This window comes from Swaminathania salitolerans, assembly GCF_007988945.1.
Taxonomy (GTDB): domain Bacteria; phylum Pseudomonadota; class Alphaproteobacteria; order Acetobacterales; family Acetobacteraceae; genus Swaminathania; species Swaminathania salitolerans.
Genome location: NZ_BJVC01000002.1, coordinates 603287 through 615663, shown reverse-complemented (window position 1 = coordinate 615663; position 12377 = coordinate 603287). Strand labels below are relative to the sequence as shown.

Sequence of the window (12377 nt, the reverse complement as noted above, 5' to 3'; positions counted from 1 at the left end):
ACCGCGCGCCGGCGATGCCGACCCTGTGGCGGGCCAACCGTCCGTCACAGGGTGCGGCTTGCAGCGTTGTCCGGGCATCGGCCGGACCAGAGGCCCGGGCAGGGTCGTAACATTGCGCAGGGCGGGACTTCATGCGCAGGGCGATCCCGGAGTCATGCGGCGATCGGACATAAAAAAACCGCCGGATGAACGGCGGTTTTTTCTGCTCCGGTCCGGGCGAGGGATCAGAACCCTTCACGCTCCAGACGCTTGCGCTCCATCTTGCGTGCACGACGCACCGCTTCGGCAGCCTCGCGCGCGCGGCGCTCCGACGGCTTTTCGAAGTGGCGACGCAGCTTCATCTCGCGGAAAACGCCTTCGCGCTGCATCTTTTTCTTGAGCGCCTTGAGCGCTTGATCAACATTGTTGTCACGAACCAGAACCTGCACGGGTCTGCCATCTCCTGTCCGATCATGAAATTCATGATCTTGCTTGTGAATGCGATGTCCAGAACGCGGTACCGATGGCAATGCGTTCCAAAGAGGCCGCCGCCTTAGCACGATCTTTCGAACGGACACAAACGGTTTGATCAGTATCGCCCGAAAATTATTCGTGTCACCATGAACGAATTGTCGGGAACTTTCCTGCCCAGTAAGGACGAGCACGCAATATGGCGCTGTTGAAGATCGCGCGTATGGGTCATCCGGTTCTGCTTCAGAAGGCGCAACCGGTTGAGGATATTCATTCTTCCGCCATAAGGCAGCTGGTTTCGGACATGATCGAGACCATGCTCGATGCCAGGGGGGCAGGGCTCGCCGCACCCCAGGTTCACAAATCCTTGCGTCTGTTCGTCTATCAGGTGCCGGAGCCGCGCTGTGCCCCGGGGGAAGCCCCGATTCCACCCGGCGTTCTGATCAATCCCGAGCTGGCTCCCGTCGGAGACGCCATGATGATGTGTCAGGAAGGCTGTCTTTCGTTGCCCGAACTGCGCGGCAGCGTGCCGCGTCATGCGGAAATCGCGTTTCGCGGATTCGATCTTGAGGGTGCGCCGGTCAGCGGCATCGCGCGCGGCTTTCATGCCAATGTGCTCCAGCACGAGCAGGATCATCTGGATGGCATTCTCTATCCGATGCGCATGACCGATTTCACGACATTCGGCTATGCGAGCGAATTTCCGGTATTGCGAGCGGGCGAGGGCTGAGCATGTCGGGATTGCGGGTTCCGCGCGATGCGCCGGGTCAGGCCCATCTCTATCTTCGCGAAGAGCAGATCCGGCAGACCTACGAAGCCATGCTGCTCGCCTGGCGGGAGCTGGGAGCGACCTGCGAGCCCCTGCAGAGGGAATACGGGCTCGGCGCGGCGCATCATCGTGTCCTGTTCCTCGTTTCCACCCATCAGGGTCTTACCATGAGCGACCTTCTGCGGCGCCTCAACATCACCAAGCAGAGTCTCAACCGGGTGTTGCAGGACCTCATGGCGCGCGGATTGCTCGAGCAGCGGGCCGATCGCCATGACAGACGCCTCAAACGCCTGCATCTGACGGTGCAGGGCGGCGCGATAGAAGAAGAGCTCTTCGCCTCCCTGCGCGATCGCATGACATCCGCCTATCGTGCGGCAGGGGGGCAGGCCGTGGAGGGGTTCCGTCGCGTGCTCGCGACCCTGCAGGGAGAGGAGACATCATCGTGACTGCGCCGCATGTTCTGGTCGTCGATGACGACGCCCGTCTGCTTCGTCTCCTGCAGAGATTTCTCTCGGAGAACGGATTCCGGATCACGACCGCAGGCAATGCGGAAGAGGCGCGCAGGATTCTCGGTATCACGCATCCCGATGCGATGGTCGCCGATATCACGATGCCGGGCGAGGACGGTCTGAGCCTGACGCGATGGCTGCGCGAGCAGGGTCAGAGCTGGCCCATCGTTCTCCTGACGGCCCGTGGCGAACCGGCGGACAGGATCATCGGTCTGGAATCCGGAGCCGACGATTATCTGGCCAAGCCTTTCGAACCCCGGGAGCTGCTGCTCCGACTGCAGGCGCATCTGCGACGTCAGGCGCCCCCTCCGCCGGGCAAGCCGCGTATCCTGCGTCTGGGCAGGCTGGAATTCGATACCGGACGCGGTCTGCTGAGCGGGCCGGAAGGCACCGTTCATCTTACCAGCGGGGAAGCCGCGCTTCTGGGTGTCATGACCCAGACCCCGGGAGAGGTGCTTTCCCGCGAGGCGATCGCCGAAGCTCTGGGCATGGAGGAGATCGGTGAGCGCGCGGTGGATGTACAGGTCACGCGGCTGAGGCGTCGCATCGAGCCCGATCAGAAGGAGCCACGTTTCCTGCAGACGGTTCGCGGCAAGGGCTATGTTCTGAAACCCGGGCTCTGAAGGGGGGGGGATCCGGTGTATTCGGCCCGTTTTTTCGAGCGCCTCATCCGGCGGGTTCTGCCGCGCTCGTTTCAGGGGCGATCGCTCCTGATCGTCTCCATGCCGCTTCTCGTGACGCAGATCGTCGCGCTCCAGCTGTTTTACGGCAATTATCTCAATGTCGTATCCCGTCGTCTTGCCGACAGTGTGGTATCGGATCTGGCCATCGCGCTCGATTCGATCGAGCATATGCCGCAGGATACCGGCTGGATCGTCCAGCGCGCCCGCGCGCGGTTGCAGCTCGAGATTGCGTTCCGGCGCGGTGCGCACCTTCCCGCGACGCCCGCTCCGTTCGTTCTGGGACCGATGGACGAGGATCTGACGGATTCGGTGCGCCGGATTTTCGGCGCGCCCTGCCATATCGACTGGAATGCGACGCGGCAGAGCGTCCGGCTCGAGATCCCTCTGCGCGACGGCGTGCTCGATGTCATCGTTCCCCGCAAGCGCCTCGATGTCGGGCCTGTCTGGCTTTTCGTGGCCTGGGAGGTCGGCAGCGCCCTGATCCTCTTCCTGATCGCAAGTCTCTTCGTCGGAAAGCAGGTCCGCGCGATACGGCGTCTTGCCCGCGCGGCAGAGAATTTCGGGCTGGGCCGGGATGACGGGCCGATCCGTCCGCAAGGAGCGCTGGAGATCCGCAAGGCCGCTCTGGCCTTCAATCGCATGCAGGCCCGCGTCAACCGTTTCGTGGCGCAGCGAACGGCCGTACTGGCCGGGGTCTCGCACGATCTGCGCACCCCTCTGACGCGGTTGCGTCTGACCCTTGCGATGCTGCCCGTGGAAGGGAGCGTCGACGCGCAGGAGCTGCGTCCCGATATCGAGGACATGATCACCGATATCGGCGAGATGGAGAGGCTGATCGGCAGTTATCTCTCCTTCGCGCGCGGTGAGGGGGAGGAAGATCCCGTGCCCACCGATCTCGTCGCGCTGCTGGAGGATGTCGCAACGGCAACGACCCGTGCCGGCGGTGTGGTTCTCGCAATTCACGCCGACGACTCGCTTGTCGTCCCGGTGCGTCCGGACGCGATGCGTCGCGTCCTGATCAATCTGGCGGAAAATGCGCGCAGACACGGCGGACGCATGGCGTTCACGCTGAGCGGCACCGCGCGTATGGCAGAAATCACGATCGACGATGACGGGCCGGGAATCGCCCAGTCCCGGCGGAAGGATGTCTTCCGGGCGTTCAGCACCACCGGCCCGGGCACCGGGCTCGGCCTGACCATTGCGCGCGACATCATGGCGGCACATGGGGGAAGTGTGATTCTGCGCAACAGCCCTCTGGGCGGGTTGCGTGTCGTGCTCAAACTGCCGCGCTGACGCAGGCGGTCAGGCATGGCGGGCGGCCGCTGGGAGGCGCGACCCCCGGGAAGGCGCAACCGCGACAAGGCAGGTGCCGCTACAGGATGCAGCGGCGAGGCATCAGGGGATGGAGTTGCCCGTTCCACCGTGGCCCGTGCCGACGCCGGCGCCGAGCGGACCCTGGGTGCCGCCGAAGGTGTTGCCCATATTGCTCATCGGGTTGTAGCGGCCGACATTGCCGAGCAGCTGTTGCAGCACGTTGACCTTCGTGCCCGGCGTCGGGGTCGTCTCGCCGACCATGCCGACATCATAGCCGTTCTTGCGGTGCAGCGTATCCATACGCCGCAGCACGCCCGTATTGTCGAAAGCGAGCACGAGCACGTTCTGCTTGGTGATTCGCGGGAAACCGAGAGGCTGCGGCACGGTCACGAGCGAGACATAGACCCAGGTGTTGTCGTCGAACGTCGCATGCGCGGTCGGAGAGCCGAGAATGTCGGTCACGTCGTTGCGCGTGCTCGTGCCCGGCTGAAGCTGGGCGTAATCGTCCTTTTCGATCAGGGATCCGCGATTCTGCGGGATCGGGCCGAAAACCGAGCACCCGGCGAGGCTCAGGGGCATGATGCAAAGCAGGGCGCGCACGCGACCCGCATGCGTTTTCTGCCGCGGGGAGGTCTTTTCGAAGGCGCTCGTCATGGCGGAATGTGTCGTCCTGCAGTGATCGGTAAGGCTCGGATCGCGCATCCTGTTCCCTTCTTGCGCGATCGTGCGGAAGACAACATGAGGCAAACCGACTCTTCTATATTGCGGAGTGCGACGTTAAGGCAATTCGTAAAAGGAAATCCGTCCCGGCGCTTCGGGGGCGAGGCGCGGTTTTCTTCCCAATATCGTGTCAGGAAAGCAGTCATGACGGACAAGCCGGAATTCGTACGTACGATCAGGATCAACCGGATCGGACATGAGGGGATCGTCGAGACGCTCGAGGCGAGCCGGAGCGAATGCACAGCGCTGGCCCGTCGCTTCGGTATTCCCGACATCCATGCCTTCGGGTGTCGTTTTCGCGTGACGCCCGAGAGCGGGGACCGTTTCGTACTCGAGGGCGTGCTGACGGCCCATGTCGTGCTCGAATGCGTCATCACGGGAGAACCCTTCGAGGATGTCGTAAACGAATCCTTCGTGGTCCGCCTCGTACCCGCCCATCGTTTTTCGGAAGAGACCGCTTCGGATATCGATGCCGTGGATGAGATTCCCTATGAAGGCCGGGATCTGGATCTGGGCGAGGTGGCAGCCGAGCAGCTCGCACTGGCCTTGCCTGCCTATCCCAGAAAGCCGGGCGCCGGTCTCGAGAACGCTGTTGACGAGGCGCCGCGCGAGATGCAGGAGGAGGCGGGCGAGCGGCCCAATCCGTTCAGTGCGCTGGCCGATCTCTCTGCCCTGAAAAAAAGGTCAGATATCGAGTAGAAACGCACAGGATGCTTGCGACCTCGCCCGGGGTCTGCTAGAGCCGCCCGCCTGATCATAGTGAACAGTATCGCTTCCTGTAACGGTCGAGTGGCGACCGGGCTCGGGTGCGATCTCAGAAGAAAGAGGCTCCAGCCATGGCCGTCCCCAAGAGAAAGACCACGCCGTCCCGCATGGGCATGCGTCGCAGCCATCATGCGCTGAGCGTTCAGGCTCATGCGGAGTGCAGCAATTGTGGCGAGCTGAAGCGTCCCCATCACGTCTGTGCGCATTGCGGTCATTATGACGGGCGCGAAGTCGTGGCCGCCGGAAAGACGCTCAAGACGACCGTTCGCGTTTGAGGCTTGATCGAGCCGGTGCCCGGGGTGCCGGCTCATCTTGTTTGAATGACACGCGGGGCGGAGCATGACTGACTCTAGTGCGCCGGCCTACGAGGCTGCGCCTTATAGTTTGGCTATCGATGCGATGGGCGGGGATCATGCTCCCGACATCGTTCTGGCCGGTTTGGATCGCGCTGCCGATCGACATCCCTCTGCCAGAATTCTCCTGGTCGGAGACGAGGCCGTTCTGGGAACCCTGCTTCCCCGGTTTCCCAAGGCGAGACGGATCTGCGAGATCCGCCATGCACCCTCCTCCATCTCGATGGAAATGAAGCCGACTGCGGCCCTGCGTCTGCGGGATTCGTCCCTGCGCATGGCCATCGATGCCGTCGCCTCGGGTGAGGCCGGGGGCGTCGTTTCCGCGGGCAATAGCGGGGCGATGCTGGCTCTGGCCAAGATCGTTCTCAAGACGTTGCCGGGCATTACCCGTCCGGCGATGGCTGCGGTCAATCCGTCTGCGCGCGGCGATGTCGTGATGCTCGATCTGGGCGCGAACATCGCCTGCGACGCACGCAATCTCGTCGAATTCGCCGTCATGGGCGAGGCCTTCGCCAAGGCGGTTCTGGGTCTTCCGGCACCGAGCATCGGCCTGCTGAATGTGGGCGCAGAGGAACTCAAGGGCGATGAGCGCCTCCGTGTGGCCGCCGAGATCCTCAGGAATTCGGCCCTTGCTTCGCAGTTTCACGGATTCGTCGAGGGGCACGACATTACCGCCGGGACGACGGATGTCGTCGTGACGGACGGGTTTTCGGGCAATATCGCCCTGAAGACGGGAGAAGGCGCGCTCAAGCTCGTTTCTCTCCTGCTTCAGCGCGTGTTCAGGACCAGTCTCCTGACCCGTATCGGTTATCTTCTCGTGCGCCCGGGGCTCGAGCGCATGAAGGAGTGGATCGACCCGCGCCGCTATAACGGCGCCGTGTTCGTCGGTCTCAACGGAATCGTTGTAAAGTCCCACGGTGGTGCGGATGCCGAAGGATTCGCCGCTGCCGTCGATGTTGCGATGGACGCCGTGACGCATCAGATCAACGAAAAGATCCGTGACCGTCTCGCACAGGTCGAAATGCTGATGGCCTCGGCCCCGGAAGGCGAAGTTGCGGCTTCCTCCTCCGCCGCCTGAGAGGCGGGGCGAGGTCCGTGCAGACAGCGGTCTCAGGGCCCTGAGGGCGTCAATTCATGAGGAAGTTCTATGTCCGTGCGTGCGCGTCTGAGCGGATTTGGCGGGTACCTGCCCAAAAACGTCGTCACCAATGCCGAGCTGGCCGAGCGGATCGATACGTCGGATGAGTGGATCCGCACCCGCACCGGCATAGCCCAGCGCCATATTGCTGGCGAGGGCGAGACCGCCGTCAGCATGGCCAGCGCCGCCGCCCGGCAGGCACTCGATTATGCCGGTGTTCCTGCTACCGGGATCGACGCGGTCATCGTTGCGACGGCGACGCCCGATCAGAGCTTTCCTGCGGTCGCGGCGCGTGTTCAGGCCGAGCTGGGCATCACAGGAGGATTCGCCTTCGATCTGAGCGCTGCCTGCTCCGGCTTCGTCTATGCGCTCTCCACGGCTGAGGCATTCATTCGGAGCGGTCAGGCCAGAAAGGCGCTCGTGATCGGCTCGGAGGTCTATTCCCGCATTCTCGACTGGGAAGACCGGGCGACCTGCGTCCTGTTCGGGGACGGTGCGGGTGCCGTCGTTCTCGAGCGATGCGAGGATGAGGCGGAGGCCGGGATTCTCTCCACTCATCTGCACAGCGACGGTCGCCATGGCGATCTCCTGTTCGTCGGTGGCGAGGACGCGACGCGTCCCGTACTGCATATGCAGGGGCGGGAGGTCTTCCGTCATGCGGTAGCAAAGCTCTCTTCGGTGGTCGACGAGGCGCTCGAGCGTCACGGGCTCAGCGGGCAGGACATCGCATGGCTCGTGCCCCATCAGGCCAATCTGCGGATCATCGAAGGCATGGCCAGAAAGCTGGCCCTGCCGCTCGAGCGCGTGGTCGTGACCGTGGATCGTCATGCCAATACCTCCGCGGCCTCGATTCCCCTCGCTCTCAACGAGGCCGTCCGTGACGGCCGGATCAAGAGAGGCGAGCTCGTTCTGCTCGAAGCTCTCGGCGGCGGTCTGACCTGGGGATCCGCACTTTTCCGCATGTGATCTGTCGGGATGAGGCCAGGGATTGCCCGACCCTGAGTCAACCCGCCTTCTTCCCTGACGCGCCGGGGCGATGATCGCCGCGGCTGAAGTCTCGCGCGCTCATCGCCCGAACGGGCAGGGGAGGCGTGGATCCGATTGACCTCCCTTGCCGTCATGATACGGTGTCGTCATGACCACGGTGACTCGCGCCCAGCTCGTCGAACATATCTATAGCCAGGTCGGGCTCTCCCGGCATGAATCTGCCGATCTGCTCGAATCGGTGCTGGAAATGATCGTCTCGCGACTCGAGCAGGGCGAGACGGTCAAGCTGAGCGGCTTCGGGACCTTTTCCGTCCGTCAGAAGGGCCGCAGGGTCGGACGCAATCCGAAGACCGGCATCGAGGTCCCTATCCTGCCACGCTCCGTGCTGGTCTTTCGACCGAGCCAGATCCTGAGGGCGGAAGTCAACGGCGAGTCCACCGAGGGGCTTGCCACAGAAAGCGACGAGTCATGACCAGTATCTCCCCCGGAACCGATCTTGCGCGCATGTCGGAAGACAGGGCCGCCCTCGATCGACTCGAAAAGGGGCCGAACGCCTACAGGACCATCAGCGAGGTTGCCGATGAACTCCACGTCCCCCAACATGTCCTGCGTTTCTGGGAGACCCGCTTTTCCGAGGTGAAGCCGCTCAAGCGGGGAGGGGGACGCCGGTATTACAGCCCGGAGGATATTGCGGTCCTGCGGCGGATCACAGACCTGCTCTATGTGCAGGGCTACACCATAAAGGGCGTGCAGCGTCTCCTCAGGGAAGGCGCGGAAGAGCGTTTGGCAGATCCCGGCCGACCCGAAGACGCATCGCGCGCGCAGCCCGACATCCACGATACGGAAATCATGTCGGACACACAGGGAGATGAGGTCGGAGACAGGTCGGAAAGGCGGATTCCCCTCGAGATCCCGGAGCCTTCCGGGAGCCCGGAGTTTTCAGGACTGGAGTCTTCCGGCCCAGAGTCTTCCGGGTTGAAGTCTCCCGGGCTGGAGTCTCCTGGGCAGCAGACGGCGGAAATCGCACATGCAGACGATTCGCCCTTCACAGGTGTCTCTTCTCCGCACGGACATGAAGACGGGCGCGAGTCGGCTGCTACCGGTTCGACCCCGGCCTATACGCCGTCGGGAGCTGATGACCTGTCCGGCGCGGAGCCGAAGCCTGCGCCAGCGACGCCCGAAGCAGGATCCGAAGCGACTCACGAGGATGAGTCATCGCTCCCGGTAAGCTTCGAAGACGAGTTGCCGGAGGCGCAAACGCCAGCACCCGCCGGCGACACCGTGTCCGGTCTGCATTCGTCCGGAGAGGCGAGGAATCGCGATGCGGAAGATCCGGCGGATGTCGCATCGGACCGGATATTCCTGGATGTGCGCGGGACCCTGTCGGAGACGGGCGCAGAGCTCCAAGCCGGAAGCGAGGATGCCTTTGTTGGCGAGGACCGTGCCGGGGAAACGGAACGCGAGGCTCCGGGCTCCGAAGAGGCATCGCGCGTGGAAGAGGCGCTCGGCGCGGAAATTCTCGCATTGCAGGAGCATCGGGCGCAGCTTCTGCGGGAGCGTCAGGAGTTGCGGCTGGCTCTCGAGGATATTCTCGGTGAGCTCGACAATCTCCGGGCCCTTCTGCCTGCCTCCTGAAAAGGGCGTCAGCGCAAAAAACCTTGCCGGGGGCGCTTGCGGTCCGGTCTGACCCCTGCTAAACGGCGCTTACCGCAGGACAGACGGGCAGTAGCGCAGCCTGGTAGCGCATCAGTCTGGGGGACTGGGGGTCGTGGGTTCGAATCCCGCCTGCCCGATATCGTCCTGCGGTTCATCTTTTTTCCCGGTTATGCACAGCCTCTTCATCGGATGAATCGATCCGGTCGGCGCTCCATATGCGCCAGAGCAGATGCATCGCCGCCATGATGGCAGGCCCCAGGAAAAGTCCCAGAAGACCCCAGGTCTCCACCCCTCCCAGAATACCCAGAAGCACCCAGAGGAACGGCATCTGCGTGCTGCCGCCGATAAGAGCGGGGCGGATGAAGTGATCTGCCACGAAGATGACGATGGAGCCGAGCGCGATTACGATGATCGCGGCGATCATCTTGCCCTGCATGAGGATGAGGAGGGCGGCCAGTATGACCGTGGGCAGCCCCAGGAACGGGATCATCGCGGCGACGCCGGTCAGAAGGGCGAAAAGCAGAGGCTGTGGCGTATCGGTCAGGACATAGGCGATCCCCATCACGAATCCCTCTCCCAGACCGACCAGAACCAGCCCCGCGACCGTTCCATGCACCGATGAGATGATCTGCCGGGCGAGGGTTTCCCCACGCTGGCCGAAAGTCCGGTTCGACACGACGAGCACCCGGTGGATGATGTCGGCACCGTCGCGCAGCAGGAAGAACAGCGTCAGGATCGAGAACAGGAACAGGGTCGCACGCCGGGCAACCTGCGACGTGATCTGGCGGGTGAATGCCATGCCGTGACCCGCATCGACCGAATGGAAGAGCCGGTTCAGATGCTCGGGATTGACGAGGTTGTTCTGCCACCAGCGCGCAACCTGAACGCGCTCGAACGGCAGTTCGTTGAGCCAGGCGGGCATGGGTATGCCTGTGTGACGCACGGTGTCGATCCAGTGGAGCGCGCTTTGTGCCTCTTCCGCCGCCTTCACGCCGACGAGGCTGAGCGGCACCAGGAAGATCAGGGCGATGACCGCGGTGAAGATCATGGGCAGCCATTCCGTGCGCCCGAAACGGCGCTCCGTGCGCCTGTAGAGCGGCCAGGAGGCGATTGCGAAGACGCACCCCCAGAGCAGCGCCGGAAGGAAGTTCTTCAGCGTGTAGAGGGCGAGAATGACGAAGAACAGCCCCAGCAGGCCGCGTGAGCGTCTCTGGGCGCGTCGGATCGGCGAACCGACCATACCGCTCTCACCGCGGGCGTCATCTTCGGAACATGAGTGTCCGCACATCGGATCGCCCCGGTCCGGATCGATCGTTGAGGCGGGGTCGTGCTTGTTCATACTGGTCCTCGAAAGGGACGGCGTCCCTGTTCTGCTGCGCTGTCCGGGATCGGTTTCCGGTAAAAAGGCTTCTAGCCCGAAAGACTATCAGAAACCGGAATAAGTATTCATTTCTTTCAGGTTACGGTCGTTCGTCAACAGGCCGCCTTCTCTCGGGGTAGTGCCGTGGCATTGCCGTGGCATTGCCGGGGCACTCCTGAAGCCTCCCCGGGGACGCGTTCCGTCCCGGGAACGCGCTTGGGGAAAAAGGCCGTCATCTCCGGGCCCGGCAAAAGCGGCGACGCTGCGGATCAGAACGAAACGCACCCCGGATGCACGAACGCGGCAACCGCCTTCTGGTTGAATCGCGCCTCGTAGATCCGGCGGATCTCCTGCACATGCCTTGCCAGATCCGGGGAGCGCGGTGCTACGATCCAGACGAGACGTGACGCCTCCCGTATGACCGGACCGGAGTCCGGATCCCGCCAGCGTCCTTCCGCGTCGAGCACGGTCAGTCCGTCCGGGAATACCGGGACGACGACCCGATCGAGAAACTCATGCCATTCCGTCTCCGTGACAGGGGCGCCGTTCGGACGTGAGAGACCGAAGGCCAGGGTCAGCGCCACTGCCGGTTTGCCCCCATACAGCGCACATTGTCCGTTCAGGGCGGTCGTGTGCGTGGCTGAATCCCCGGGTGCGGTGCAGCCCGGGAGCAACGCTGCCGGGAGCCATGCGATGCCCGGGAGAAGGAAGAGGCGCACGCTTCTGCGCCACGGGTTGGCAAGCGCACTGGAGGGCTTGAGCGCAAGGGCGGGATACCGGAAGACATCCATCGGGCTCTGCCTCATTCCGTGTCGAGCGCCTCACGGAGAAGGCAGGCGGCGTCGGGAGCGAACATGCCCTCGCGCAGGAAGAGATCGATCAGAACCAGATTGACGTTGAATTTCACGTCCCGGGTATCGCGGACGATGCGAAATACGGTCTCGAGGGGCATCAGCTCGAAAAATGCCACCTCTCCATCGACGGGTTGCGGAATGAAATCCTCAGGCAGGACCAGATCGTAGCAATAGAGCGTATCGCGTCGCAGGCCCTCGGGTCGATCCATGGCGTACCGGATCGTCGCGACCTCTGTGGCGTCCCGAAGCAGTTCCGGCTGGATTCCGGCTTCTTCCCCGGCTTCCTTGACCAGCGCCTCGGCCGCAGTCAGACCCGCGCAGAGCCCGCCCGCGGCCAGATGATCGAGTTTGCCGGGGTCGAGACGCTTGTCGGCCGCACGATGCGCCACCCAGAGGAAAAGCGCGTCGTCGCGCCGGACGAGCCCGTTGAGATGAACGCCCGCCGCGCGACAGCCGAGAAGGGGAAGGGCGCCGCGATCGATCTGGCCGATCACGCGGTCTTCGTCATCCCGCACATCGAACAACTCGCCATGGGATCGGTACAAACCCAGAGCCGCGAGATGCGCGCCCAGCTGCTCGAGCCCGGTATCGGGCGGCAGGCAAAGGCCGTTCCCATCTTTGGTCGCGAGCGGGGCAAGCGCATCGAACAGGCGAGGATCGACCCAGCCGAAGGGGGCGTCTCCCAGCCGGATCGGTTTTCTGCCGCCCGGAAGATGTGCCGTACGGCAGCGCGCGATATGCGCAAGGAAACGGTCTGTCGCGTCGTCTGGCATGGATGATCCTGCTCTCCTCTTCACGATACGAGGATATCGTGTCTGT

The 12377-nt window shown here is 63.5% G+C and carries 14 protein-coding genes, 1 tRNA gene and 1 pseudogene; 11 read left to right on the top strand and 5 right to left on the bottom strand.

Annotated features, from left to right (window positions below):
* Positions 1-224: 224 nt before the first annotated feature.
* Positions 225-428 (bottom strand): 30S ribosomal protein S21, encoded by a 204-nt coding sequence (gene rpsU / locus SSA02_RS06755; protein WP_007283570.1) that lies wholly within the window; start codon positions 426-428, stop codon positions 225-227.
* 221 nt (positions 429-649) lie between these two features.
* Between rpsU and def the strand changes: the two genes are divergently transcribed.
* The 4 genes from def to SSA02_RS06735 are packed head-to-tail and all read left to right on the top strand — an operon-like array spanning position 650 to position 3704.
* A complete protein-coding gene (def, locus tag SSA02_RS06750; RefSeq protein WP_147093266.1) occupies positions 650-1180 on the top strand; it encodes a peptide deformylase in 531 nt (176 codons plus the stop codon).
* 2 nt (positions 1181-1182) lie between these two features.
* On the top strand, positions 1183-1665 hold the full coding sequence (locus tag SSA02_RS06745) for a MarR family winged helix-turn-helix transcriptional regulator (RefSeq protein ID WP_147093265.1): 483 nt from the start codon (positions 1183-1185) through the stop codon (positions 1663-1665).
* Positions 1662-2351, top strand: a complete 690-nt coding sequence (locus tag SSA02_RS06740) for a response regulator (RefSeq protein ID WP_147093264.1) — start codon at positions 1662-1664, stop codon at positions 2349-2351. Before SSA02_RS06745 ends, SSA02_RS06740 begins: the two co-directional genes overlap by 4 nt.
* Positions 2352-2366: 15 nt before the next feature.
* Entirely contained in the window at positions 2367-3704 is a 1338-nt protein-coding gene (locus SSA02_RS06735; RefSeq protein WP_246103676.1) for an ATP-binding protein, read from the top strand.
* 102 nt (positions 3705-3806) lie between these two features.
* On the opposite strand, the gene SSA02_RS06730 is transcribed toward SSA02_RS06735, so the two are convergent.
* Entirely contained in the window at positions 3807-4304 is a 498-nt protein-coding gene (locus SSA02_RS06730; protein ID WP_246103702.1) for an outer membrane protein assembly factor BamE, read from the bottom strand.
* 285 nt (positions 4305-4589) lie between these two features.
* Between SSA02_RS06730 and SSA02_RS06725 the strand changes: the two genes are divergently transcribed.
* The 7 genes and pseudogenes from SSA02_RS06725 (at position 4590) to SSA02_RS06695 (ending at position 9481) form a co-directional block, all read left to right on the top strand.
* The gene (locus tag SSA02_RS06725; protein WP_147093263.1) at positions 4590-5144 is read left to right on the top strand and encodes a YceD family protein; all 555 of its coding nucleotides are present in this window, start codon (positions 4590-4592) and stop codon (positions 5142-5144) included.
* 137 nt (positions 5145-5281) lie between these two features.
* Positions 5282-5485 (top strand): 50S ribosomal protein L32, encoded by a 204-nt coding sequence (gene rpmF, locus SSA02_RS06720; protein WP_147093262.1) that lies wholly within the window; start codon positions 5282-5284, stop codon positions 5483-5485.
* A 64-nt stretch (positions 5486-5549) separates the two neighbouring features.
* A complete protein-coding gene (gene plsX / locus SSA02_RS06715) occupies positions 5550-6641 on the top strand; it encodes a phosphate acyltransferase PlsX (RefSeq protein WP_147093261.1) in 1092 nt (363 codons plus the stop codon).
* 69 nt (positions 6642-6710) lie between these two features.
* Entirely contained in the window at positions 6711-7667 is a 957-nt protein-coding gene (locus SSA02_RS06710) for a beta-ketoacyl-ACP synthase III (protein ID WP_147093260.1), read from the top strand.
* Between the two features lie 169 nt (positions 7668-7836).
* A complete protein-coding gene (locus SSA02_RS06705) occupies positions 7837-8160 on the top strand; it encodes an integration host factor subunit alpha (RefSeq protein WP_147093259.1) in 324 nt (107 codons plus the stop codon).
* Positions 8161-8225: 65 nt separating this feature from the next.
* Positions 8226-8454 (top strand): annotated as a pseudogene (locus tag SSA02_RS06700) (MerR family transcriptional regulator); the annotation flags it as partial.
* Between the two features lie 953 nt (positions 8455-9407).
* A tRNA-Pro gene (locus SSA02_RS06695) sits at positions 9408-9481 on the top strand.
* A 14-nt stretch (positions 9482-9495) separates the two neighbouring features.
* On the opposite strand, the gene SSA02_RS06690 is transcribed toward SSA02_RS06695, so the two are convergent.
* The 3 genes from SSA02_RS06690 to SSA02_RS06680 all read right to left on the bottom strand — a co-directional run bounded on the left by SSA02_RS06690 (position 9496) and on the right by SSA02_RS06680 (position 12331).
* On the bottom strand, positions 9496-10584 hold the full coding sequence (locus SSA02_RS06690; RefSeq protein ID WP_147093410.1) for an AI-2E family transporter: 1089 nt from the start codon (positions 10582-10584) through the stop codon (positions 9496-9498).
* Positions 10585-10973: 389 nt separating this feature from the next.
* On the bottom strand, positions 10974-11510 hold the full coding sequence (locus tag SSA02_RS06685) for a DUF3574 domain-containing protein (protein WP_147093258.1): 537 nt from the start codon (positions 11508-11510) through the stop codon (positions 10974-10976).
* Positions 11507-12331 carry an NUDIX hydrolase gene (locus tag SSA02_RS06680; protein ID WP_147093257.1) on the bottom strand — a complete coding sequence of 275 codons (825 nt, stop codon included), beginning with the start codon at positions 12329-12331 and terminating at the stop codon, positions 11507-11509. Before SSA02_RS06680 ends, SSA02_RS06685 begins: the two co-directional genes overlap by 4 nt.
* Positions 12332-12377 lie beyond the last annotated feature (46 nt).